25 protein-coding genes are annotated in these 23,328 nt (G+C 73.5%); 11 read left to right on the top strand and 14 right to left on the bottom strand.

Annotated features, from left to right (window positions below; genetic code table 11):
• Window positions 1–15 precede the first annotated feature (15 nt).
• From O7598_RS27255 to O7598_RS27235, 5 genes are all read left to right on the top strand, one after another.
• Window positions 16–843 (top strand): ABC transporter permease, encoded by an 828-nt coding sequence (locus O7598_RS27255; protein WP_269694088.1) that lies wholly within the window; start codon window positions 16–18, stop codon window positions 841–843.
• Window positions 844–1,587 carry an ABC transporter ATP-binding protein gene (locus tag O7598_RS27250; RefSeq protein WP_269694087.1) on the top strand — a complete coding sequence of 248 codons (744 nt, stop codon included), beginning with the start codon at window positions 844–846 and terminating at the stop codon, window positions 1,585–1,587.
• Window positions 1,584–3,512 (top strand): DUF5941 domain-containing protein, encoded by a 1,929-nt coding sequence (locus O7598_RS27245; protein WP_269694086.1) that lies wholly within the window; start codon window positions 1,584–1,586, stop codon window positions 3,510–3,512. The genes O7598_RS27250 and O7598_RS27245 overlap by 4 nt, the downstream gene beginning before the upstream one ends.
• A gap of 16 nt (window positions 3,513–3,528) precedes the next feature.
• Entirely contained in the window at window positions 3,529–5,712 is a 2,184-nt protein-coding gene (locus O7598_RS27240) for a bifunctional glycosyltransferase/CDP-glycerol:glycerophosphate glycerophosphotransferase (protein WP_269694085.1), read from the top strand.
• A 157-nt stretch (window positions 5,713–5,869) separates the two neighbouring features.
• On the top strand, window positions 5,870–7,192 hold the full coding sequence (locus tag O7598_RS27235) for an ABC transporter ATP-binding protein (RefSeq protein ID WP_269694084.1): 1,323 nt from the start codon (window positions 5,870–5,872) through the stop codon (window positions 7,190–7,192).
• A gap of 490 nt (window positions 7,193–7,682) precedes the next feature.
• On the opposite strand, the gene O7598_RS27230 is transcribed toward O7598_RS27235, so the two are convergent.
• Complete coding sequence (locus O7598_RS27230) at window positions 7,683–8,207, bottom strand: hypothetical protein (RefSeq protein WP_269694083.1); 525 nt, start codon at window positions 8,205–8,207, stop codon at window positions 7,683–7,685.
• A gap of 88 nt (window positions 8,208–8,295) precedes the next feature.
• On the opposite strand from O7598_RS27230, the gene O7598_RS27225 reads away from it, so the two are divergent.
• The 3 genes from O7598_RS27225 to O7598_RS27215 are packed head-to-tail and all read left to right on the top strand — an operon-like array spanning window position 8,296 to window position 11,933.
• Window positions 8,296–8,763 carry a DUF4442 domain-containing protein gene (locus tag O7598_RS27225; RefSeq protein WP_269694082.1) on the top strand — a complete coding sequence of 156 codons (468 nt, stop codon included), beginning with the start codon at window positions 8,296–8,298 and terminating at the stop codon, window positions 8,761–8,763.
• 48 nt (window positions 8,764–8,811) lie between these two features.
• On the top strand, window positions 8,812–9,564 hold the full coding sequence (locus tag O7598_RS27220) for a beta-phosphoglucomutase family hydrolase (RefSeq protein WP_269694081.1): 753 nt from the start codon (window positions 8,812–8,814) through the stop codon (window positions 9,562–9,564).
• The gene (locus tag O7598_RS27215) at window positions 9,561–11,933 is read left to right on the top strand and encodes a glycoside hydrolase family 65 protein (protein ID WP_269694080.1); all 2,373 of its coding nucleotides are present in this window, start codon (window positions 9,561–9,563) and stop codon (window positions 11,931–11,933) included. Before O7598_RS27220 ends, O7598_RS27215 begins: the two co-directional genes overlap by 4 nt.
• A 48-nt stretch (window positions 11,934–11,981) precedes the next feature.
• On the opposite strand, the gene O7598_RS27210 is transcribed toward O7598_RS27215, so the two are convergent.
• From O7598_RS27210 to O7598_RS27200, 3 genes are all read right to left on the bottom strand, one after another.
• Complete coding sequence (locus tag O7598_RS27210) at window positions 11,982–12,161, bottom strand: hypothetical protein (RefSeq protein WP_269694079.1); 180 nt, start codon at window positions 12,159–12,161, stop codon at window positions 11,982–11,984.
• Between the two features lie 62 nt (window positions 12,162–12,223).
• Entirely contained in the window at window positions 12,224–12,571 is a 348-nt protein-coding gene (trxA, locus tag O7598_RS27205; RefSeq protein WP_269694078.1) for a thioredoxin, read from the bottom strand.
• A complete protein-coding gene (locus tag O7598_RS27200; RefSeq protein ID WP_269694077.1) occupies window positions 12,541–12,933 on the bottom strand; it encodes a MerR family transcriptional regulator in 393 nt (130 codons plus the stop codon). Before O7598_RS27200 ends, trxA begins: the two co-directional genes overlap by 31 nt.
• A gap of 203 nt (window positions 12,934–13,136) precedes the next feature.
• Between O7598_RS27200 and O7598_RS27195 the strand changes: the two genes are divergently transcribed.
• On the top strand, window positions 13,137–13,790 hold the full coding sequence (locus tag O7598_RS27195) for a dienelactone hydrolase family protein (RefSeq protein WP_269694076.1): 654 nt from the start codon (window positions 13,137–13,139) through the stop codon (window positions 13,788–13,790).
• 95 nt (window positions 13,791–13,885) lie between these two features.
• On the opposite strand, the gene O7598_RS27190 is transcribed toward O7598_RS27195, so the two are convergent.
• On the bottom strand, window positions 13,886–15,232 hold the full coding sequence (locus tag O7598_RS27190; RefSeq protein ID WP_269694075.1) for an AI-2E family transporter: 1,347 nt from the start codon (window positions 15,230–15,232) through the stop codon (window positions 13,886–13,888).
• A gap of 129 nt (window positions 15,233–15,361) precedes the next feature.
• Between O7598_RS27190 and O7598_RS27185 the strand changes: the two genes are divergently transcribed.
• Window positions 15,362–15,544, top strand: a complete 183-nt coding sequence (locus tag O7598_RS27185) for an antitoxin (RefSeq protein WP_269694074.1) — start codon at window positions 15,362–15,364, stop codon at window positions 15,542–15,544.
• 136 nt (window positions 15,545–15,680) lie between these two features.
• Here the strand turns inward: O7598_RS27185 and O7598_RS27180 are convergent, their stop codons facing one another.
• From O7598_RS27180 to O7598_RS27155, 6 genes are all read right to left on the bottom strand, one after another.
• On the bottom strand, window positions 15,681–15,968 hold the full coding sequence (locus O7598_RS27180) for a hypothetical protein (RefSeq protein ID WP_269694073.1): 288 nt from the start codon (window positions 15,966–15,968) through the stop codon (window positions 15,681–15,683).
• Window positions 15,969–16,066: 98 nt separating this feature from the next.
• Window positions 16,067–16,684, bottom strand: coding sequence for a C39 family peptidase (locus O7598_RS27175; protein WP_269694072.1), 618 nt, complete (start codon window positions 16,682–16,684; stop codon window positions 16,067–16,069).
• A 141-nt stretch (window positions 16,685–16,825) separates the two neighbouring features.
• Complete coding sequence (locus tag O7598_RS27170; protein ID WP_269694071.1) at window positions 16,826–17,239, bottom strand: pyridoxamine 5'-phosphate oxidase family protein; 414 nt, start codon at window positions 17,237–17,239, stop codon at window positions 16,826–16,828.
• Between the two features lie 43 nt (window positions 17,240–17,282).
• A complete protein-coding gene (locus O7598_RS27165) occupies window positions 17,283–17,627 on the bottom strand; it encodes a YkvA family protein (RefSeq protein ID WP_269694070.1) in 345 nt (114 codons plus the stop codon).
• Between the two features lie 40 nt (window positions 17,628–17,667).
• Window positions 17,668–18,492, bottom strand: a complete 825-nt coding sequence (locus O7598_RS27160) for a hypothetical protein (protein WP_269694069.1) — start codon at window positions 18,490–18,492, stop codon at window positions 17,668–17,670.
• Between the two features lie 139 nt (window positions 18,493–18,631).
• Window positions 18,632–19,051: a hypothetical protein gene (locus tag O7598_RS27155; protein WP_269694068.1), complete on the bottom strand. Its 420-nt coding sequence runs from the start codon at window positions 19,049–19,051 to the stop codon at window positions 18,632–18,634.
• A 227-nt stretch (window positions 19,052–19,278) separates the two neighbouring features.
• Between O7598_RS27155 and O7598_RS27150 the strand changes: the two genes are divergently transcribed.
• Window positions 19,279–19,866, top strand: coding sequence for a lipocalin family protein (locus tag O7598_RS27150; RefSeq protein ID WP_269694067.1), 588 nt, complete (start codon window positions 19,279–19,281; stop codon window positions 19,864–19,866).
• A 66-nt stretch (window positions 19,867–19,932) separates the two neighbouring features.
• On the opposite strand, the gene O7598_RS27145 is transcribed toward O7598_RS27150, so the two are convergent.
• The 3 genes from O7598_RS27145 to eccB all read right to left on the bottom strand — a co-directional run bounded on the left by O7598_RS27145 (window position 19,933) and on the right by eccB (window position 23,167).
• On the bottom strand, window positions 19,933–21,216 hold the full coding sequence (locus O7598_RS27145; RefSeq protein WP_269694066.1) for a WXG100 family type VII secretion target: 1,284 nt from the start codon (window positions 21,214–21,216) through the stop codon (window positions 19,933–19,935).
• Window positions 21,209–21,580 (bottom strand): hypothetical protein, encoded by a 372-nt coding sequence (locus O7598_RS27140; protein ID WP_269694065.1) that lies wholly within the window; start codon window positions 21,578–21,580, stop codon window positions 21,209–21,211. The genes O7598_RS27145 and O7598_RS27140 overlap by 8 nt, the downstream gene beginning before the upstream one ends.
• Before the next feature lie 117 nt (window positions 21,581–21,697).
• Complete coding sequence (gene eccB / locus O7598_RS27135) at window positions 21,698–23,167, bottom strand: type VII secretion protein EccB (RefSeq protein WP_269694064.1); 1,470 nt, start codon at window positions 23,165–23,167, stop codon at window positions 21,698–21,700.
• Window positions 23,168–23,328: the final 161 nt, after the last annotated feature.

Genomic DNA, 23,328 nt, shown 5'->3' with positions numbered 1-23,328 from the left:
GGCGACGATGGTGCGGTGACGTCCGGCGTCGCGGCGCTCTGGTCGGCCCGCACCTCGCTGCGCATCCTCATCCGGCGGGATCTCGCGGTGAAGTACCAGCAGTCGGTGCTGGGCTACCTCTGGTCGCTCATCGAACCCCTCGGCATGGGCCTGATCTACTGGTTCGTGTTCGGGGTGCTCTACTCCGGGGCGACCCGGCGGCACCTGGGCGAGGCGGCCGGGTCGTACCCGCTGTTCCTGATCACCGGGATCTTCGCCTGGATGTGGGCCAGTTCGGCGCTGACGGAGGCGGCCGGCGCGCTCACCGGGCAGGCCCGGCTGATCACCACGATGAACCTGCCCCGGCCGATCTTCCCGATCGGTCGGGTCGCCGGCCGTTTCGCCGAGTATCTGGCCGGCCTGCCGATCCTGGCCGCCATCGCGGCGCTCTACGCGGCCCAGGGGAAGATCCACCCCGGGTGGAGCCTGCTCGCCCTGCCGCTGGCCGTGGCCGTGCAGTTCGTGCTGCTGGTGGGCCTCGCGCTGCTGCTGTCGGCGGGCAACGTGCTGATGCGCGACATCGAGCGGATCATGCGGTTGGCGATCCGGCTGCTGTTCTACGCCACCCCGATCATCTATCCGTTCAACCTGGTGCGGGACTCCGGCATGCCGGGCTGGCTCAAGGTCGCCTACGAGCTGAACCCGCTGGTCGGGATCTTCCAGTTGCACCACGCGGTCTGGTATCCGGACGAGTTTCCGGACGCCCGGCTGCTCGCGATCACCGTGCTGGGCAGCGTGCTGGTGCTGGCGCTCGGCTGGTGGGCGTTCCGCCGCCTCGAACCGGCCGTGCTGAAGGAACTCTGAGTGGCGCCGATCATCGAGGCGGACGGGCTGGGCATCCGGTTCGTCCGGAACCGGCGTCGGCAGCTCCGGCTGCGGGAGCTGATCGTGCACCGGGGCGCCCGCGACCCCGACGCCGGCCGGTTCTGGCCGCTGCGGGACCTGTCGTTCCGGATCGAGCCGGGCGAGACGGTAGGCGTGGTGGGGCGCAACGGCACCGGCAAGAGCACGCTGCTGCGCCTGATCGCCGGCGTGCTCATCCCGGACGAGGGCACGATCCGGGTGCACGGCCGGGTGGCGCCGCTGCTGGAGTTGTCCGCCGGGTTCTCCGGCGACCTGACCGGACGGGAGAACCTCTACCTGGTCGGCGGGCTGCACGGGCTCTCCCCGGCCTACCTGCGCCGGCACTTCGACGAGATCGTCTCGTTCGCCGGTGAGCAGGTGGAACGCGCCATCGACACGTCCGTGCGGCACTACTCGTCGGGGATGAAGGTGCGGCTGGGGTTCGCGGTGATCGCACACCTGCCGCACCCGGTGCTGTTGGTGGACGAGGTGACCGCGGTCGGGGACGCGGAGTTCCGCGCGAAGTGCTATGCGACCATCGAGCGACTTCTCGCGGAAGGGCGCACGCTGGTGCTGGTGTCACACAACGACAAGGACCTCACCCGGTTCTGCCGTCGGGGGCTCTACCTCGACGCCGGACGGTTGACGGTCGACGGAACGATCGACGAGGCACTGCGGGCCTACGCCGACGCGGCGCAGCGGTGACGCTCGCGATCGTGCTCGCCGCCGACCCGGCGGCGGGCCTCGTCGCCGGGCCCGGGGAGCCGCTCACGGATCGGCTGGCCGCGCAGTGGCGCCGGGCCGGGGCGGACGACGTGCGGGTGGCCGCCGACCTGGCCGAGTTGGCCGACCTGGTGTCCGGCGCGACCGGCCCGGTGCTGGTCAGCGGTGCCGACCTGGTGGCGCACACGGCCGTACTCACGCATCTCGCGACCAGCCCGGTCGGGCCGACGGTGGCGCTGGTGCTCACCGATCCGCCGGCCGCCGGGCAGGCGACGGTGCGGGAGGAGCGCGGCCAGGTGGTCGCGGTCGGCGACGACGCGGACGCGACGGGGGTGTTCGGCGGCGCGCTGCGGGTCGGCGTGGCCGACCTGCCGGCGCTCGCCGACGCCGCCCGCGCGGCGACGGTGACCGGTGGGCCGCTCGCCGCGGTGGACCGGCTCGTGGCCGAACTCGCCGCCCGGGGGCCGCTGATCTTCGCCCACCGGGTACGCCTGCTCGTGGCGCACCGGGTCGGCGACGCGGCGCAGCGGGCCGCCGCCGAGGCGGCGGTGGCGGCGGTCGACGAGGACCGGGCCGAGCTGAAACTATCGGTGAAGGAGCGCGACGACTTCTTCACCACGTTCTTCGTCAGCACCTGGTCCCCGTACGTGACGAAGGCCGCCGCCCGGGTCGGGCTGGGCCCGAGCGGGGTCACCCTGCTCTCGGTGCTGCTCGCGGTGGCGGCGGCGGTGCTGTTCGGCGTCGGCGGCCGGCTCGCGCTGGTGGCCGGCGCGGTGCTGCTCTACCTGGGGTTCGTGCTCGACTGCGTGGACGGGCAGGTGGCCCGCTACACCCGGCACTTCAGCGCCTGGGGCGGCTGGCTGGACACGATGGCCGACCGGTTCAAGGAGTACGTGGTCTACGCCGGGCTGGGCTTCGGCGCCACGCACGCCGGGTTCCGCTACGGGTGGGCGCTGGCGCTGGCCGCGATGACGTTGCAGACCGTGCGACACATGACCGACACCTGGTACGGCGCGCTGCACGACGAGGCGGCCCGCCGGCCGAAGGTGGTGACCGGCGACGCCGGGGGGTTGGGCGGGAAGCTGAACGCCGCGTCGACCCGGGTGCAGGCGGACACCGGCTCGGTGTCCTACTGGCTGAAGCGGACCGTGGTGTTCCCGATCGGTGAGCGGTGGGCGTTGATCGCGCTGGCCGCCGCGCTGTTCGGGCCGCTGGTGGCGCTCTGCGCGGTGCTGGTGTGGGGTTCGTTGGCGTTCGCGTACACCGGGGCGTTGCGGACGCTGCGGGCGCGCTGGATGAAGGTGCCGGTGCTGACCACTGTCGACACCGGCCTGCACCGCGACGACGGATTGTTGACCCGGACGCTGCCGACGACGCGCCGGCCGTTGGCGGTGGCGGCGGTGGCCGCGCTCGGCGCGGCGGCGCTGCTGGTCTGGGCGCTGTGGGCGGTGCACGGTGGGCGCGACCTGCCGGGCTGGGGCGTGATCCTCGCGCTGGTGCTGCTGCTGGGCGCGGCGCAGGGTTCGCGGGCGCCGCACGCCGGGGCGCTGGACTGGCTGGTGCCGGCCGCGTTGCGGGCCGCCGAGTACCTGTTCGCCATCGCGGTCGGGGTGGCCGGGCGGGCGCCGGCCTGGCTGATCTTCGCCTACGTCCTGGTGCTCACGCTGCACCACTACGACCTCACCGCCCGGCTGGAGAAGCGGCAGTCCGCCCCGCCGCTGCACGCCGTCACGCTGGGCTGGGAGGGACGCTCGCTGCTGCTGGCAATCGGGCTGATCGCCGGAATTGCGAGTATCGCTCTGGCTACACTCGGTGCGTACCTTCTTGTGGTTTTCGTCGCGAGCGTGGTCCTCGCCTGGGTGGTCCTGCCGGCCCGCGCCCGTGGGGGTGCCCCCTCGCCGGGCTGACGGAGGGCGGGCCGGGATGACGCTGATCAGCTTCGTCGTGCCGGCCTACCGGGTGCAGGGCTACCTGCGGGAATGTCTCGACTCGATCCTCGGCCAGCCGTTCGGCGACCTCGAGGTGATCGGGGTGGACGACGCCTCACCGGACGACAGCGGCGAGATCCTGGCCGAGTACGCGGCGCGCGACAGCCGGGTCCGCCCGGTCCGGCTCGCCGAGAACGTCGGGCTCGGTCCGGCCCGCAACATCGGGCTGGACCGGGCCGTCGGCGAGTACGTGTGGTTCGTCGACGGCGACGACTGGCTGGTGCCCGGTTGCCTGCCGCACGTGGCCGACCGGCTCCGGGACACCCGGCCGGACGTGCTGATCGTGGACCACGTGCGGGCGCACTGGAACAACGTCGGCACCCGCAGCGCCATGCGGGACGTGTTCCCCGAACCGCCCGGCCCGGAGACGTTCGCGCTGCGGGACCGGCCGGAGACGCTGAAGTTGCTGCACACCGCCTGGAACCGGCTGGTCCGCCGGGAGTTCCTGATCGAGCGCGGGCTCCGCTTCGCGCCGGGCTGGTACGAGGACGTCTCGTTCAGCTATCCGGCGTTGATGGCGGCCGACCGGATCGGCGTGCTGGACCGGGTCTGCCTCAACTACCGGCAGCGCCGCACCGGGGCGATCACCCGTACCCGCGGCGACCGGCACTTCGAGGTCTTCGCCCAGTGGCACCGGGTGTTCCGGCTGATGGACCGGTGGGGGGCGGACGGCCTGCGGCCGGCGATCTTCGAGCGGATGATCTGGCACTACCTGACCGTGCTCGGCAACGGCGAGCGGATCGCGCCGGAGCTGCGGGCGCCGTTCTTCGCCCAGATGCACGCCGACCACGTCCACTTCCGGCCGCCCGGCGGCTATCCGGTCCCGCCGGGCGTGGAAGGGCTGAAGCACCGGCTGGTGGCGGCCGGCCGGTGGCGCACGTTCAGCGCCCTGCGCGAGGCACACCGGGCGCGGGACGCGGCGCGGGGGACGGCCGGGCGGGCCCGGCGGCGACTGGGGCCGGCGGTGCGGCGTACCGCCCGGCGGGCGCGGGACACCGCGTTGCGCGAGTACTACCGCGCCGAGCTGCGTCGCCCGATCGACCCGACGCTGGCGGTGTACGCGGCCTACTGGTACCGGGGGTACTCGTGCAACCCGGCGGCGATCTACGAGGCCGCCCGCCGGCTCGCCCCGCAGGTGCGCGGCGTCTGGATCGTCCGGCGCGACCGGGTGGCCACGCTGCCGCCGGGCGTGGAGTACGTCGTCGCCGGCACCCGCGAGTACCACCGGGTGCTGGCCCGGGCGCACTGGCTGGTCAACAACGTGAACTTCCCGGACTTCGTGCGTAAGCGCCCCGGCTCGGTGCACGTGCAGACCCACCACGGCACGCCGGTGAAGGTGATGGGGCTGGACCAGCAGCGCTACCCGGTGGGCGCGATGGGGATGAACTTCGCCGGCCTGCTGCGCCGGGTGGACCGCTGGGACTACAGCATCACCTCGAACAGCTTCTCCACCCAGATGTGGGAGCGGGCTTACCCGGCCGACCATGTCACGCTGGAGGTCGGCTACCCGCGCAACGACCGGCTGGCCCGGGCCACGGCCGAGGAGGGCCGCCAGGCCCGCGCCGCGCTGGGCATCCGGCCCGACGAGTACGTGGTGCTCTACGCGCCGACCCACCGGGAGCACCTGCCGGGCTGGCAGCCCCCGTTCGACCCGGACCGGATGCGCGACGTGCTGGGCCCGGCGGGACGGCTGCTGATGCGCAGCCACTACTTCCACGACCGGGACCGGCGGCCGCGCGGGCCGGCGGCGGGCGGGGTGCTGGACGTCAGCGCGTACGACCGGGTGGAGGATCTGTACCTGGCCGCGGACGTGCTGGTCACCGACTACTCGTCGGCGATGTTCGACTACGCCGTGCTGGACCGGCCGATCGTCGTCTACGCGCCGGACTGGGAGGCCTACCGGGTGGCCCGGGGCGTCTACTTCGACCTGCTGGCCGAGCCGCCGGGTGCGGTGGCGGTGGACTTCCCCGGGCTGCTCGACCTGTTCCGCTCCGGCGCGGTGGGCGACGAGGCGGCCGGGCGGGCGCGGGCCGCGTTCCGGGCCCGGTTCTGCGCGCTGGACGACGGGCACGCCGCCGAGCGGGTGGTCCGCCGGGTGTTCCTCGGCGAAACACAGTGAAAAAGTGTTACTGGCTGGTCACTTAACCGTAGAGCCCGGCGAATACCGCTTAATAGGACTGTCACGAGCCGAACATGGCACGTTTACCCGATGTGCGAATCCGATGATCCTGGTCACAGTCATTCCCGGGTTCGGGCGAGCGACTGGGGAGGTGACGGTGACCACCGTCGCGCTCAAGGATGTCACCAAGGTGTTCCAGGACGGAACCATCGCGGTCGACACCATAAATCTGGACGTCAACGACGGCGAGTTCATGGTGCTGCTGGGGCCGTCGGGCTGCGGCAAGTCCACCGTGCTGCGGATGGTGGCCGGGCTGGAGGATCCGACCTCCGGCGCGGTCATGCTCGGTGGTGAACTGGCCAACGACCTGCCGCCGCGGGACCGGAAGATCGCGATGGTCTTCCAGGACTTCGCGCTCTATCCGCACATGACCGTCGGCGACAACATCGGCTTCCCGCTGCGGCTCTCCGGCATCGAGCCCGGGCCCCGCGGCGAGCGGATCCAGGACGTGGCGGGCGCGCTCGGCATCGGTGACGTGCTGGCGCGCAAGCCGAGCCAGCTCTCCGGCGGCCAGCGCCAGCGGGTCGCCATGGGTCGGGCGATAGTGCGCCGGCCCGGCCTGTTCCTGATGGACGAGCCCCTCTCCAACCTGGACAGCGGCCTGCGCGCCGAGCTGCGGGCGGAGATCTCCGGGCTCACCCGTGAACTGGGCGTCACCACCATCTACGTCACCCACGACCAGGCCGAGGCGCTCACCATGGCCGACCGGGTGGCCATCATGCGCAAGGGCGTGCTCCAGGACGTGGGCACCCCCACCCAGGTGTACGGGCGGCCGGCGACCCTCTACGTCGCCGCGTTCCTGGGCAGCCCGCGGATGAACCTGCTGGAGGCGTCGGTCTACGTCCACCTCGACCGCTACGTCACGTTGAACCTCGGTGAGCAGTCGCTCTACCTGCCCTGGGACGACATCCGCAGCCGCGCGGTGGCGCACTACCACGGCGAGCGGATCGTGGTCGGGCTGCGCGCCGAGGCGCTCACCCCGGTCGCCCCGGACACCGCCGGCGACGTGCTGCACGGCCGGATCCGCTACCTGGAGCACCACGGCCACGAGTCGCTGGCCTTCCTCGACATCGGCGCCACCGCCATCGTGGTCGACGAGATGGGCACCCCGGTCGAGCGGGCCGCTCCCGGGCAGCGCAGCCTGCGCCGGTTCGGTCAGGTGATGCAGCGGCTCACCGGCCGGTCCGGCTCGTCGGGGGCGACCGCCGAGCCGTCGTCGAACGGCAACGGTGGCGGCGGCAACCGCACCAGCGTGCTGCCCGACCCGGGCCGGCACCACCGCCGCCCGGCCGAGCTGGCGGTGCGGCTGGCGCCGTACCCGCAAGTGTCGTCCGGGCACCCGCTGGCGGTGCAGGTGCGGATGGACGCGCTGCACTTCTTCGACGAGCGCGGCGACCGCATCGACGTCGGCTGGCGGTGAAAGGAAGGGCCCCCTCTTAACGCCTCCGGTAGAGGAGGGGGCCCCGCTTAACACCCGTCGTCGGGTGACACCGGCGGGCGGCGGTACGGGCCAACCTCGGCGAGGTGGCGTGGCCACCACGGACGGCGGCTGACCGAGGTGACCGCGGAACGGTGCGCGCCGACGATGGCGGGCGTGCCAGGGACCGTTGGATCGGGGAGTTCGATCGACCTCGCGGCCGGCGGGTCACCGCGGCGTGTCGCGCGACCCCGAGGTATCCCTTTTCGGCGATATACCGCAGCGGCATAATTATGACCAGGAGTCATGAGGCGTAAAAGCACACTCTTCGACAGCGGCGTCACGTCGGGTATTCGTCCTCGGCCCGCAGGTGCGAGCGCATTGCCCGCCGCAACTCGGAACGTCATCGCGCTGCCCCGGGGCGACAGGCAGGCGACGCCGGCCAGGGTAGGCGGCCGACCGGGCCGCGAGTTCGGTGTCGGACAGGGCCGGGTCAGGCCCTGCGGCGTAGTTCGCGGAGCACGCCGTGCCGGCGCAGCGCCCACGCGAGACGCCTGGCGCTCGGGTGCCGTACGAACAGCACCGCCGCCCGGCGGACCAGACCGAACCGGTTGTCGCGCACCTGGTCGTCGATCGCCTGCCAGATCAGCTCGCGCACGTCGGCGCTGTCCAGCACGGCCCGCACCTCGCGGCGTACCGCAGGATCCTCGGTCGCGGACGAGACGGCGGTGACCTGACCCGGCCGGTCCGCGAGCGGCGCGACTGCGGCGGCGACCAGCGGTCGGCGTACCCCGTCGCGCTCCAGCAGCAGCAACACCGCCTCCCGGACCTCGGTCGCCTCCAGGCCGGACCGCAGCAGGCCCAACAGGCTGCGCTCGACCTCGCCGTCGCGGTCCGGAGCGGACAGCGCGGCCAGCAGCACGGTCACCTCGTCGAGGTCGACGAGGTGTCGCAGCCCGTCGCGGAACTCCGGCAGCCCCCACGCGGCCTGGAGCCCTCTCGCGAGATCGCGGTTCATGGGTCACTCGCTACCCGGAGCGGACGGCAGGTGAAACTCCGGGGGGAGACGGCTTGCCGGGAAAGTTACCGGCGAGTAGCGTTCGGGCATGTCCATCGACTCTCGGCAGGTGGCGGCCGGCCTCCTCGAAGCGGTGCCGTTCGCCCGTACCCTCGGAATCGACGTCGTGGAGGTCGCGCCCGAGGCCGACGGCGGAGTCCGGGCCGTGGTCCGGCTCCCCGACGACCCGGCGCACCACAACCACGTGGGCGGCCCGCACGCCGGGGCCATGTTCACGCTCGGCGAGACCGCCTCCGGCGCGGTGGTCCTGGCCGCGTTCGGGCAGGTGCTCGACCGGGCCGTACCGCTGGCCGTGACCGCGACCATCGGCTACCGCAAGGTGGCGATGGGCCCGGTGCTGGCCACCGCGCGGCTCGGCCGCCCGCCGGCCGACGTGCTGGCCGAGCTGGACGCCGGGCAGCGGCCCGAGTTCGATGTCGACGTGGAGATCGGCACCGAGGACGGCACGGTCACCTCGACCCTCACCGTCACCTGGACGCTGCGCCCGAACCGCTGACGGCACGAATCGGGTTTGCCCGGTGACCCGCCTGGATAGATTCAGGCAATGCTGGGCCTACCCGCGCACGTGACCGCGTGTCTCTTCGATCTGGACGGCGTGCTCACGCAGACCGCCAAGGTGCACAACGCCGCCTGGGCGGAGACGTTCGACGCGTTCCTGCGCCGCCGGGCGACCGAGACCGGCGAGCCGTTCCACCCGTTCGACAGCGGACCGGACTACAACCGGTACGTGGACGGAAAACCACGCGCCGACGGAGTCCGGTCGTTCCTCGCCTCGCGCGGCATCACGCTGCCCGAGGGCACCCCCGACGACCCGCCGGACGCGGACACCGTCAACGGCGTCGGCAACCGCAAGAACGTCGTCCTGCTCCAGCGGATCGCGCACAACGGCGTCGAGGTCTACGACGGCTCGGTGCGCTACCTGGAGGCGGCGACCCGGGCCGGGCTGCGCCGGGCCGTGGTCTCGGCCAGCGCCAACTGCGAGGCCGTCGTGCACGCCGCCGGGCTGGACCGCTGGCTCGAAGCGCGGGTCGACGGCGTGGTCGCCCGCCGACGCGGGTTGCAGGGCAAACCGCACCCGGACACGTTCCTGGAAGGCGCCCGGATGCTCGGCGTCGAACCCGCGAACGCCGCCGTCTTCGAGGACGCGCTCGCCGGGGTGGCCGCCGGGAAGGCCGGCGGATTCGGGTACGTGATCGGCGTCGACCGGGTCGGACAGGCCGACGAGCTGCGCGCGCACGGCGCCGACGTGGTGGTTACCGACCTCGACGACCTGCTGACCACGGAGCCGGCCGCATGATCCGGGAACGGTCCTACCCGGTCGAGCCCTGGCACGTGCGTGAGGTGCGGCTCGACATGGACGTGCTGGCCCAGTCCGAGTCCGTCTTCGCGCTCTCCAACGGCCACATCGGGCTGCGCGGCAACCTCGACGAGGGTGAGCCGCACGGCCTGCCCGGCACCTACCTCAACTCGTTCTACGAGCTGCGCCCGCTGCCCTACGCGGAGGCCGGCTTCGGCTTCCCCGAGTCCGGGCAGACCATCGTCAACGTCACCAACGGCAAGCTGATCCGGCTGCTCGTCGACGACGAACCGCTCGACGTCCGCTACGGGGAGCTGCTCGACCACGAGCGGGTCCTCGACCTGCGCGCCGGCACGCTCCAGCGGGAGGTGCACTGGCGTTCCCCTGCCGGCCGGGAGGTCAAGGTCCGCAGCACCCGGCTGGTGTCGTTCACCCACCGCTCGGTCGCGATGATCAACTATGAGGTGGAGGCGGTCGACGGCCCGCTGCGGCTGATCCTCCAGTCCGAGCTGGTGGCGAACGAGTCGCTGCCGCCGCAGAGCCGCGACCCCCGGGTGGCCGCCGTCCTCGAATCGCCGTTGCAGGCCGAGGAGGAGCTGACCACCGACGACGGTGGCCTGCTCATCCACCGCACCAAGGTCAGCGGCCTGCGGGTCGCCGCCGCGATGGGCCACGACGTGCACGGCCCGGAACGCACCACCATCGAGTCCGAGGGGTACGAGGACTGGGTCCGCACCACCATCGGCTGCGTGCTCAAGCCCGGCGAGAAGCTGCGGGTGGTCAAGTACCTGACGTACGGCTGGTCCAGCCGCCGGTCGCTGCCGGCGCTGCGCGACCAGGTCGGCGCCGCGTTGTCCTCCGCCCGCCTCGACGGCTGGGACGGGATGCGCCGCGCGCAGCGCGAATACCTGGACACTTTCTGGGACGCCGCCGACGTGCGCGTCGAGGGCGACCCGGAGGTGCAGCAGGCGGTCCGGTTCGGCCTCTACCACGTGCTCCAGGCCGGCGCCCGCGCGGAACGGCGGCCCATCTCGGCCAAGGGCCTCACCGGCCCCGGGTACGACGGGCACGCGTTCTGGGACACCGAGATGTTCGTGCTGCCGGTGCTCACCTACACCCAGCCCGGCGCGGTGCGCGACGCGTTGCAGTGGCGCTACGACACCCTGGCCCAGGCGCAGGAACGGGCCCGCACCTTGAACCTGGAAGGTGCGGCGTTCCCGTGGCGCACGATCGAAGGGCCCGAGTCGTCGGCCTACTGGCCGGCCGGGACCGCCGCGTTCCACATCGCCGCCGACATCGCCGACGCGCTGCGCCGCTACGTGCTGGTCACCGGCGACGAGGCGCTGGAGAAGGAGATCGGGCTGAAACTGCTGGTCGAGACCGCCCGGTTGTGGCGCTCGCTCGGCCACCACGACCGCGCCGGCCGGTTCCACATCGACGGGGTGACCGGCCCCGACGAGTACACCGCCGTCAAGAACGACAACGTCTACACCAACCTGATGGCACAACGGAACCTGCTCACCGCCGCCGACTGCGCGATGCGCTACCGCGACCAGGCGCTCGACCTCGGCGTCACCGAGGAGGAGGCGGCCGCCTGGCGGGACGCCGCGCAGGACATGCACGTCCCGTACGACTCGGAGATCGACGTGCACGAGCAGGTGGAGGGCTTCACCCGGTTGCAGGAGTGGGACTTCGAGCACACGCCGCCGGAGAAGTACCCGCTGCTGCTGCACTACCCGTACTTCGACCTGTACCGCAAGCAGGTGGTGAAGCAGGCCGACCTGGTGCTCGCCATGCACTGGCGCGGCGACGCGTTCAGCGCCGCCGAGAAGCTGCGCAACTTCACCTACTACGAGCGGCGCACCGTCCGCGACTCGTCGCTGAGCGCCTGCACCCAGGCGGTGCTCGCGGCCGAGGTGGGCTTCCCCGAACTGGCCCACCGCTATCTGCGCGAGGCCGCGCTGATGGACCTGCACGACCTCAACGAGAACACCCGCGACGGCGTGCACATGGCGTCGCTGGCCGGCGCCTGGATCGCGCTCGTCGCCGGCTTCGGCGGCCTGCGCGACCACGACGGGACGCTCTCCTTCGCGCCCCGGCTCTCCAGCCGGCTCAGCCGCCTGGAGTTCTCGTTGCAGTGGCGGTCGATGCGGCTGCGGGTCGACGTCCGGCCGCACCAGACGACATACTCGCTGCGCAACGGCGGGCCGGACACGGTGCTGGAGCTGCTGCACCACGGCGAGCCGGTGCGGGTCACCTGCGCCCGGCCGGTGACCGTGCCGGTGCCGCAGGCGCACGCGCCCGGGTCGCAGCCGGAGCAGCCGCCGGGCCGGGCACCGCTGATGCACCTGCCGGAGCACGCCGGCTGAGGTCGCGCGGCCCCGCCCCGGCGGGCGGGACCGCGCTGTCCGCGTACCTCAGAACTGGCGTCCGTTGGACGGACGCCCGCCGGCGTCGCGCGGCGCCACCGCCCGCGGGTCCTCGGGGGTACGCGCCGACGCGGCGCGGTCGGCCCAGTCCGGCGAGCGTTCCAACTCCTGTTCACGCCGTTTCTGGTCGGTGGGTTCCTGCTCCCGCGTCCTGTCCTTCTTCGCCATGGGAGATCCTCGCGATCGGTCGGGTTCCGTGGTCACCCCGCGCCTTCCCGCCCGGCGTGGCCTCAACCGTCCAGGTGACCGGCGAAGCTCTGCCGCAGGTGGTTCTTGGGCCGGGACCCGACGATCGAGCCGACCACCTCGCCGCCCTTGAACACGAGCAGCGTCGGCGCGGACATCACCTGGTAGGCCCGGGTGGTCGCCGGGTTCTCGTCGGTGTTCAGCGCGACGAAGCGCAGGGCGTCGCCGAACTCCTCGGCCAGCTCGGTGAGGTGTTTCGACACCACCCGGCACGGCGGGCACCACTCGGCCCAGAAGTCGACCACGACCGGCCGGTCGGCGGCCAGCACCTCGGCCGTGAAGGTGGCGTCGGTGACCGGGCTCAGTCGGCCGGTCCGCGTGTCCTGAGGCATGTTTCCTCCCGATGGGCGATCGCGTGGGCGAGCTGATCGTGCAGGCGGCGGCGGACCGCGCCGAGCCGGTCCAGGTAGTCGTCCACCTCGGCGAGCTTGCGGCGCAGCACCGCCACCGAGTCGGGGCAGACGTCGCCGGAGTCGTGCCCGGCGCGCAGGCAGGCGACGAACGGGCGGATGTCGTCCAGCCCGAAACCGATCGCCAGCAGCGAGCGGATCTCGTGCACGACGCGCAGCTCCGCCTCGTCGTAGACCCGGTAGCCGTTGGCGGCCCGGGCCGGCCGGACCAGCCCGTGGGCCTCGTAGTAGCGCAGCGTGCGGGTGCTCGTGCCGGCCCGCTGCGCCAACTCCCCGATCCGCATCCGCGCCCCCGTCTCTCCGCCGCCGACGCTAGACCTTGCCGCCGACGTCAACGCAACCCCGCCGCACCCCGCGCCCGGCGCCCGGCGCCCGTCCACGTCCGCTGCGTCGATCATGAGGTTGGCGGGGCGGAGAGCGTTCTCCCGGCGGTCTAACTTCATGATCGCCGGGGTGGGGGGTATGCGGGGTGTGGAGGTGAGGGGCTGTGCGTGAGGTTTCGGTGCCGGTGGTGGAGGGTGGGCTGGTCGGGGACGTGGTGGTGCCCTCGGGGGCGGTCGGGGTGGTGTTGTTCGCGCACGGCAGCGGCAGCTCGCGGCACAGCCCGCGCAACATGGCCGTGGCGCGGGCGCTCACCGCGCGTGGGCTGGGCACCATGCTGGTCGACCTGCTGACCGTCGACGAGGAGGCGCGCGACGAGGTGACCGCCGAGCTTCGCTTCGACATCGGGATGTTGGCCGAGCGGCTGGCCGGCATCGTCGACTGGATGGGCGCCGACCCGGAGCTGGGCCGGTTGCCGATCGGGCTCTTCGGCGCCAGCACCGGCGCGGCCGCCGCCCTGGTCGCCGCTGCGGCCCGGCCGGAGCGGGTGGGCGCGGTGGTCTCCCGGGGCGGGCGTCCGGACCTGGCCGGCAGCTCACTGACGGCGGTACGCGCACCGACGCTGCTGCTGGTCGGCGGGCTGGACGAGCAGGTGATCACGCTCAACGAGCAGGCCCGGGACGAGCTGGGCGAGGTGGCGGAGCTGCGGATCGTGCCGGGTGCCACCCACCTCTTCGAGGAGCCCGGCACGCTGGAGCAGGTGGCCGACCAGGCCGGCGCCTGGTTCGTCGCCCACCTGCGCCAGCCCCACCCGGCCTGAGCCGTCGACCGCGCACCGGTCAGCCGACCACGGGCCGGTCAGCCTCGCGTCGGCGCGTCAGCCTCGCGTCGGCGGGTCAGCCTCGCGTCGGCGGGTCAGCCGGTGGCGTCGGCGGGGCGTGCCGCTTCGGCGGGCCGGTGACGCTGCACGGTGTCCAGCACCCGCCAGAGCACCGCGGCGATCGGCACCGAGACGAACGCGCCGGCCACCCCGGCGACAAGCGTGCCGGCGGTGACCACCACCAGGATGACCGCCGGATGCAGCTGCACCTGGCGGCGCATCACGAGCGGCTCCAGCAGGTTGCCCTCGATCTGCTGCACGGCGATCACCGCGGCCAGCGTGAGCAGGGCGGTGGTGGGGCCGTTCGCGGCCAGCGCGACGAGCACCGCCACCGCGCCGGCGACCGTGGCGCCGATGATCGGCACGAACCCGCCGAGAAACGTGATCAGGGCGAGCGGCAGAGCCAGCGGGACGCGCAGCACGACAAGCGCCAACCCGATGCCGATGGCGTCGATCGCCGCGATGATCATCGTGCCCCGGCTGTACGCGCCGAGCGTCCGCCAACCCGCCCGGCCCGCCGCGGCGGTCACCTCACGGCGCGGCCCGGCCAGCCGCCGCAGCACCCAGTGCCACATCGACCGGCCGTCCTTGAGCAGGAAGAAGAGCAGCACCAGGCCGAGCAGGAGCGCGCCGGCCACCTCCGCGGCCTTGCGGGCGCCGGCCACCGGATCGGGCGCGCCGGCGCTGACGCCCTGGCGGATCTGCTCGACCAGCTTGTCGAGCTGCTGGTCGGTGACCGGCAGGGTGGAGGTGACGAACTCGCGACTGCGTTGCAGGCCCTCGTCGAGCTGCTGGCTCAGCTCGCCGAACTGGCTCGCGGTGAGGTTCCAGACCAGCACCCCGGCGCCGACCAGGACACCGAGCAGCAGCAGGACGGTGAGCAGCGCGGCGAGCGCGGCGGGCACCCGCAGCCGGCGCAACCGCACCAGCACCGGGTCGAGCAGCGCGGCGAGGAAGAGCGTGCCGGCCAGCGCCACGGCCAGCGGGGCCAGCAGCACCGCCACCTGCCCGAGCAGCCACAGCCCGGCGGCCACCACCAGCAGGCACGCGCTCCAGGTCACCGCCGTCCGCACCGGCCAGGGCAGCCCCGCCCAGGTCTGCCGGGGCCCGGGGTGCGCCACCGCACCGGCCGATGCCTGCGACAGCCCGGCATCAGGCCGCGCCGCACCGGGGTGAGCCGCGCTGTACCGCGCCTCGCCCGGCCGTGCCTCGGCGGCCCGCGCATCGTGCGGGCGCGCGTCGGCGGCCCGCACGTCATCCGGGCGGGCCTCGGCGGCCCGTGCGTCGTCCGGGCGCGCATTGGCGGCCCGTGCGTCGTCCGGCCGGGCCGGATCGCGCCGGGCCGGGTCGTCTCGGGCCGGGTCGGGCCTGCCAGCGTCCACGTCGCCTCCTCGATCGAGGCCGTTGGTACCCGACGCGGGTGAATCCGACACCCGGGCCGTCATCGCCCGCCCGGTGTTTGCGCCCCCGGCCCTAGGGAAGGCTTTCAACGTACCGAAAGGAGATGCGACATGAGTGACTTCATGGACAAGGCCAAGGACTTCGCCGACAAGCACGACGAGCAGGTCGACAAGGGCATCGACAGGGCCGGTGACATGGCCGACCAGCGCACCGGCGGCAAGTACGACCAGCAGATCGACAAGGGCGTCGACATGGCGCAGCAGCGCACCGGTGAGGGCGACACCGCACGCTGACCACCCCTTCGGATCCCGGGCCGCCCGCGCGGTGGCCCGGGATTCGTGCCGTCCGACGCCACGCGTACCCCCGGCTCGTGACACGCGACGGCGGCCACGCCCCCGCCGGGGAGCGTGGCCGCCGCGGCGGTCGGGCTCAGGACTTCTCGCGAAGCTCCTCCATCGTGGTGGGACGGCCGGAGAGCGCGTCGCGCATCCGGTCCACCAGGCGGGTGCCGGGAGCCGGCATCCGGTTCACCGGCGGTCGGTCCGGAGCGGCCGGTTCGGCGCGCCGTCTTCTTGGCCGCCTCCACCTTGCCGGCCAGCTCGACCAGGTCCTCCCGGGCGCAGGCCGCGCGGAGGCGGGGAACAGGTCCGACTCCTCGTCCTGTGGCGGATCCGCCTCCTCGGCGATGGCGTGCCGCACCAGCTCGGCGATCACCACGTCGGCGAGGCTGCCGGCGGTGCTCGGGCGTGCCCTGCCGGCACCGAACCATGCGGGCCGGCCTCCGTGGCGGAGGCCGGCCCGTCCAGTTCGGTGGGTCAGGAGCTGTAACCGCGCCCGGCGATCCAGTTGGCCAGCTCGGTCACGCTCATCCAGTACGTCGGCTCGTCCGGCCGGGCCGGGTCCGCGATCAGCACCGTGTTCCCGTCGTCCTGGTAGCGCACCACGGTCAGGTAGTGGCCGGGGTAGTAGTGCTCCACCCCGTCGACGTCCCGGGCGCCGCCCAGGATGTTCGCCACCACCGGCCGGTCGGCGTCCACCGCGGCGCGGACGTCCGCCCGCAGCCGCTCGACCTGCCCGGGGGTGGCCACGTCGTCACGGATCTCGGTGGTCTTGTACTTGCCGCCGGTGTACTCGTTCAGCACCCGGGTGACGTCGATCGCCGAGTCGGTGCCGCTCTCGGTGGTGCCCAGTTTGGCGGCCAACTCGTCCTGGCTGACGTCCTTGCCCTCGGCCGAGAGCGCGATCCGGGCCGAGGCCGGCCCGCAGTAGAAGAAGTTCGGCTGCGCCTGGTACTCGTAGTCGGCGCTGCGGTCGCCCTTGCCCTTGACCGGGGTCGGGGCGGCGTGGGCGGCCGCGGTCGGGCCGGCGACGGCGCTGCCGGCAGCGGCCAGGCCGGCGACGGAGAGCAGGCACCTACGGACGATCGGGTTCATGCGGGGCTCCATTCGGGGGTCGACGCTCCGTGGGGAGACGCGGCACCTTCAGTGGCGCTCGGCGTACGCCAGAGTGCAACCGCCCTGGTGGTGGCCCCATTCCGGCGGTGAGCGGCGCCACCGACGAACCGGACGGACGCCTCAGTCGGGCAGGCTTCCCAACAGACGGGTCACCGTGATCTCCAGGACCACCCGCTCCGGATTCGGGCGCGGCGGGCGATAGCGGGCCGCGTACCGCCGCTCGGCCTCCGCCACCGACTCCGGGTCACGACGCACCACCGCCCGGCCCTCCACGGTCAGCCACCAGCGGCCGTCGACCTGACACACCGCCACCGGCGTGCCCGCCGCCCCGGCTGCCGCCACGTGCCGGGCCTTGGCCGACCCACCCGACGTGATCACGCGGGCCAGCCCGGTCTCCGGGTCGAAGGTCACCCCGACCGGTACGACGTGCGGGGTGCCGTCGGCGCGCAACGTGGTCAGCGTGGCGAGGTGCCGATCGGCGAAGAAGCGGGCGACACGCCCGTCGTGCGGGTCCAACCGGTGATCCCCGGACATGCCGTCTCCTCGCTCGCTGCCTGACCGTCGAGCTGATGATCGGTCATCGACGCGACGCGCCACCCGGCGGGGCGGCGGGCAGCGACGGGGTCGGAGCCTCCCGGGTGAGGCGTTGCGCCGCCCGGTGCTTGGCGGCCAGCCGACCCAGATAGAACAGCGCGCCGGCCAGCACGCCCATGTCGTCCAGGTAGATCGGGTCGGGCAGCAGGTCCACCGGCAGGATTGTGTAGATCAGCGCGCCGTAGAACGCGACCTTGCCGCCGGCGCCGAGCGCCCCGAGCATGCGGCGGGTGCGGACCACCCGGATCGCGAGCAGCACCGCCCCGACCAGCGTCGCCACGGCGACGACGGCGGCAAGGCCGACAAGCAACCAGGATTCACGGGACACGTCATCACGCTAGCCCAGCCGGGCCATCGCCGCCCGACGATCAGTAGGCCGCCACGGCGGCCCGGCCCCGGGCCACCGGCGCCAGCTCACGGGTGACCTCGGCGGCCGGCAGCTCCCGGGTGGTCTCCGGGCCGGCGAAGCCCACGATGGCGAGCGCCGCCTGCGGCTCGGCCACCGGGTGCAGCGCCGCGAACGCCTCCTCGCGCAGGCTCCGCGCCGCGGCCGAGGCGGTCTCGGCGGCCCGCCAGGCGGCCTGTTCCCGCTCCGCGGCGGCGTGGTGCCGGGCGCGGAGATTGTCCCGCACCAGCCGACGCAGCAGCAGTTCCTGCTCCACCGGGTGCCGGCTCGGGTCCCAGCCGCGCCCACCGAGGATGTCGCTGAGCTGCTGCACGGTGATCTCCTTGCGCCACTGGGCGTCCAGCGCCGCCCGGTGCAGCCAGCGCTCCCGGTCCGCGTACTCGGCCGGGGTCCGGGCGGTCCGGGGCAGCGGCAGCGCCGCGGCGGCGGCCAGCCGCCGGACGTCCTCCTCCGCCGCCTGGTAGACCAGCCAGCTCTCCTCGGCCTCGTCCTGGGCGGTCGACCAGTCGGCGCGGCTCCGCTCGGCGCTCACCGCCGCGCGGGACGCGGCCACCGAGACCTCGTCGGCGTAGCGGCTGCGTTCCCGGGCCCGCTCGCGGGACTGTTCGGCCAGATCGATGCTGCTCGGTCGCGCGGCCTCGCTGATCCGATCGCCGAACACCGAGCGGAACCGGGTCGGGCGGACGACAAGCGCGGCGACCACTACCGCCGCGAGGGCGAGCAGGGCCAGCCAGATCACGGCGGCGGCGGGGACGTCCGGCAGGACGGTGGAGAAGACGGTCTGCATCTGCGGCACCTCACGGTGGAACGTTTGTCGATCGAGGATTCGGCCCGGTTGGCGGGCGGTGTGCGCGACGGGGCGCGACGGGATGCGCGGCGGGCGGCGACGGCGGGGTCGCGCCGGGGCGTACCGGAAGGGTGGCCCGTCAGGCGCGCGGCGGCCCGCGGCGGGCGATGGCCGCCCGGAGCGGATCGGCGGCGGCGACCTCGACGCCGGGAACCGGCTCGGCGGCGCCGGCATCGGTGCGGGCGGGGACGGTCGGCCCGGTGGTGACCGACCCGGCGGTGTGGGTGGCGGGCGTCGTCGACGGTGCGACGACCGTTGCCCGCGTGGTGAAGACCGGCCGGAGCGGCGCGGCGTCGACACCGTCGGAGGCCGTCGTCGTGGCCGCCCTGCCGACGTCGACCGCCGCGACCGTGGCGCGCGTCGTCGTCGTGGCGGCGTCGGCGGGTGCGGCCGCCATGCCCTGCAACCCGGCGATCAACGCCAGCGTGGTCACGGCGGTGCGGGCGATCCGGCGCAGCATCGCCGTCCAGGTGGACGAGGCGAACGCTACGGGCAGCACCACATCAACCTATCGGTCAACGCCCGATCGCGCAGCTCGACGATCTTGCCGGTTGCGTGAGCCGTCCCACGGAACGCTGTGGACGGACCAGTTCTTCGCTTCCCGGGGCGCCGACGGATGCATCGACGAGGATGAGATTGGTGATAGTTTCCGGCCGGCCCGCTCGGGCACACTGCGGCGATCGCCCCCCCGACCGCGAGGAGAAGCCAATGGGAGCACGCCGGGCCATGAGCGCACTGGTCGCCGCGCTGACCGCCGCCACCGTCCTGGGCGCCGCCGCGCCGGCCGGCGCCGCGACCACCACGGTCGACACCGGGCCGCTTCGCCCGGTCGCCGACGTCGACGTCGATCGGTACGCCGGAGACTGGTACCAGGTCGCGGCGATCCCCCAGTGGTTCGAGATCCAGTGCTTCAAGAACGTCAAGGCCCGCTACGACGTCCAGGCCGACGGCACCGTCGGCGTGCGGAACACCTGCCGGACGATCGTCGGCACCACGAGCACCGTGAACGGGCGGGCCCGGAGCGAGAACCCGCCCGCCGACTCGGCGCTGACCGTCTCCTTCGTCAACCTCGGCGGCCGGTGGATCTACCTGGGAGGCCCGAACTACGTGGTGATCGGGCTGGACCCCGACTACCGCTGGGCTGTCGTCGGCGACCCGGACCGCAGCAGCGGCTTCGTGCTGTCCCGCCGGCCGGCGCTGGACGCGGCGCAGCTCGCCGACGTGAAGGCGACGCTCACCGAGAACGGCTACGACCTCTGCGACTTCCGCACCACCCGGCAGGACGGCGGCGCCAGGGCCGGCGCGTTCTGCTGACCGCCCCCGGCGACGACAACGGCGCGGCACCCGACATGGGTGCCGCGCCGTCGACGTCGAACCGGGTCAGTTGCCGCCGAGCACCGGCGGTGGCACCGCCCCGCCGTCGCCCCAGACCATCTCGTCCTCGGTGAGCCAGGTCAGCCGGCCCTCCGACTCGTCGTCGTCGGAGGTGCCACGCCCGCCTAGCACGCCGTTGCGGCCGGCCATCGCGGAACGCCCGGACGCGCCGGTGCGGCCGGACGACTTGCTCTCCGTCTCGACGGTCAGGCCGCGGCCCGAGGTGAGCCGCCCGGTGCCGGCCGCCGCCCGGTTCTCCGCGCCGGGCACGCCGCCCAGGCGGGCCGAGGACGCCGCGTTGGGGCCGGTGCCGGCGAGCGAGCCGGTGCTGAGCACACCGGGGCCGCCGAAGAGCCCGCCGCCACCACCGCCGGCCGTCGCGGTCGGCGGGTTGCCGGCGCCGGGGCCGAAGCCCGGGCCGCCACCGATCGTCGGACCGGCCGTGGCGCCGGTCAGCGGACCGGCCCCGGCCAGCGAGGTGCCGCTCGGGTCGACCGTGCCGCCGGTGGTGACCGAGCCGGGGGCGCCCGCGCCGGTCTGGCTGCCCGGGTTGCCGCCGCCCGGGCCGCCGTCACCCGGCGTGCCGCTGGTCGGGGCCGTGTGGTGCACGCCCGACGTGGTCGCGGTGCCGCTCGCGCCGGGACCGAAGCTGCCCAGGGTCGGGCCGGACGACGGCGTCTTGACCGACGGGCCGTCGTGCAGCGTCGGGCCGCTGCGGTCGTTGTGGCCGGGGAGGGGTTCGGGGGGTCGCTCCGGCACCACGATCCGGCCGTACGCCGAGAAGTCGTAACCCTCGGCGAGCTTCGCCACCACCTGCACCATCCGCTGGTGTGCCTTCTCCTGCTCGGCCTCGTCCTGCTGGTGGCCGATGATGCCGCCGATCACCGCGCCCGGCGCGCCGCCGAGCAGGAAACCCTTGCCGGCGCCGCCGAGCATCTTGTCGTTGTCGTCGGTCTTCTCCGGGCTCTCCGCCGTGGTCTGGGCGGAACGCAGGTCGCCGGCCATCATGTCGAGCGCCTGCCGGATGCCGGTCATGCCCTCGGCCAGATTGCCGGAGTAGTCGGAGACCATGGTGAGCCGGCGCTGGAACTCGCGCGCGGCGTCGCCGGACCAGGTCTTCGTCAACCCGTCCAGGTCGGCGGCGAGGTCACGGGTGAGGTCGTCGAGCGTGCCCTTGAGCGACGTCCACTGGGCGCTCAGCCCTTCGATCTGCGTCGGGTCGCCGGCGTTGACGCCCTGGTAGAGCTCCTCGTGGCTGACGTGCTGGTAGCGCTGGGTGTATTCAGACACGAGGATCCTCCTTCGGCTGCTTCATCGCCTCGTTCAGCCCGGAGAGCGCGGCCGCGATGTCGGCCGCCGCGGCGGCGTTGCGGGCCTCGGCGGTCTTGTAGTTCGTCATGATCGTCGCGGTCGCCTCGCGTGCGGCCAGGATCGCCCGGCGCAGCCGGTCGACGTGGTCGACGTAGCTCTGGTGGATCTCGGAGTAGCGACGCGAGTTGTCGGTCGCGTCGGTGAACGTGCCGAGCGCGGGCGGCCGGCACTGCATCTCGGTGTTGAGCTTGCGCAGCACCGACTCCGCCTCGTGCAGACGCCGCTCAAGCCGCAGGTGGAAGTCCTCCAAGGACAGTATGTCCACTGTCGTGCGCCCGGTCATGCTGTATCCCCGTTGTCGTCGTCGCGAGCCGTTGGAGCCACGCTCAGGTTAGTCGAATCGCGCCAGCCCGGGCGACCCGTGACCGCAGTGCTCCACTTCGGACGTACTGCCGGTGGGTCAACCACCCTGGACCTGGGCCGCCTCGCCACCGGCCGAGGGTGAGGCGGCGCCCTCCGGCACCGATCCGGCATCGAAGTATGTCAGCGCGCCCGCACGGTCCAGGGTCGGCCCGGTCGGCACCAGCGCCAGCAGCGACGCGGGCACCGCCACCGGCGGCACGTCGCCGTAGCCGAGTGCGCTCCGTGCGTCGCCGCCATCGGCGCCGAGCGGGTAGCGGATCCCCTGAGCGGTGATCAGGTAGACCGTGGAGCCGGCCGCCGGCTTGCCGCTCTCGCCGGCCGTGGCCTGCACCAACACGCCCTTGCCGCCGGGCAGCAGCACGCTCTCGGCGGTGCGGACCGCGTCCCGGCCGCCCTGCCGGGCCGGCACCGCCGTCGACGCGGTCAGCTCCGCCGGCGGGGAGTCGAAGACCTCCAGCGTGGTGGTCGGCGGCTGACCGGCCGGACCGGCCCGGTAGGTGGCGCACAGGACGGTGCGACCGGGACGCACCTCGTGCAGCGTGGGCATCCGGGCCGGCAGCCCCTCCGGCTCCAGCCGCTGGTCGGTGTAGAGCCGCCCGGCCTCGTCGGGGGTGATCTGGGTCACCCCGCCACCGCCGCCCTGGAGCAGCAGCGCGGTCACCTCGCGCACCGTCGCCAGCCCCTGCCGGGTGAGTACGTAGTACTGGCCGGCGGCCTGGTAGACCTGCCCGATCCGGGCCGGCCGGTCGGCCACGGTGAGCCCGCTCGGGCGGCCGTCGGAGTCGATCGTGGGCTTGCGCAGCACCGGGCCCACCGGCACCGCGTTCAGCAGCTGCTGCCCGACGGTGAGGTTGGTCGCGCCGGCCATCTTCAAGGCGACCAGCGCCTGCTCGTCGCCGGCCACGCGCAGCCGGGCGCCGCCGGTGAGCAGGTAACGCGCGTCGCTCGTGCGGACCAGCACGGCCTGGTCGGTGAGCCGCGTGCCGCCGGGCAGCGACCGGTCGATCAGCAGCCGGGTGGTGGAGCGTTGCGGGTCGTTCGGATCCGGCACGTCGCAGACCGACCAGGGAAGCCCCACCAGCGACTTGCGGTCCGGCAGGTCGTCCGGCGCGCCCACGATGCCGACCATCCGGCCGCGCGGCCGGTCCTTGATCGACGCCTGCGACATGGTGCGCACCTCGGACGAGGCGTCGTTGACCACCAGCCGGGCCGAGGCGTAGTTGAGCGTCGGGTGCAGCACCTGGTCGTCGCCGAAGTAGTAGGTGGCGCCGGTCTCCCGCTCGATCACCACCGTGTTCGCCGCGAGCGGCGCGGAGTTGCTGGTGAGCTGCCCGTACGCGCCCACGCCGCCGAGCACCACGGCCGCCGCGATGACGCTGCCGAACACCGCCATGCCGAGGCGGCGCATCGGCAGGTCGTTGGTCTCCGGGTCGCCGGCGAGCAACGCGGAGACGATGCGGCGGGTGACGAAGCGGTACGCCTGCACCTGATCGCGGCGGGTCCGCATGACTAACCTCCGGCAGGGGTGGGTCCGCGACGATCAGGTCCGAACAGCGTCGCGGGCTTCCCTACGATAAGGGGCCGTCGGGGGTGCGCCGGACCCCGTCCGCCACCCGACCACGTACCCCGCCGGCGGATGCCCAGGATGTCCAGAAGGGACGCTCACCG

The sequence above is a fragment of the Micromonospora sp. WMMC241 genome (assembly GCF_027460165.1).
Classification (GTDB): domain Bacteria; phylum Actinomycetota; class Actinomycetes; order Mycobacteriales; family Micromonosporaceae; genus Micromonospora; species Micromonospora humi.
This window is presented reverse-complemented; position numbering and strand designations above follow the sequence as displayed.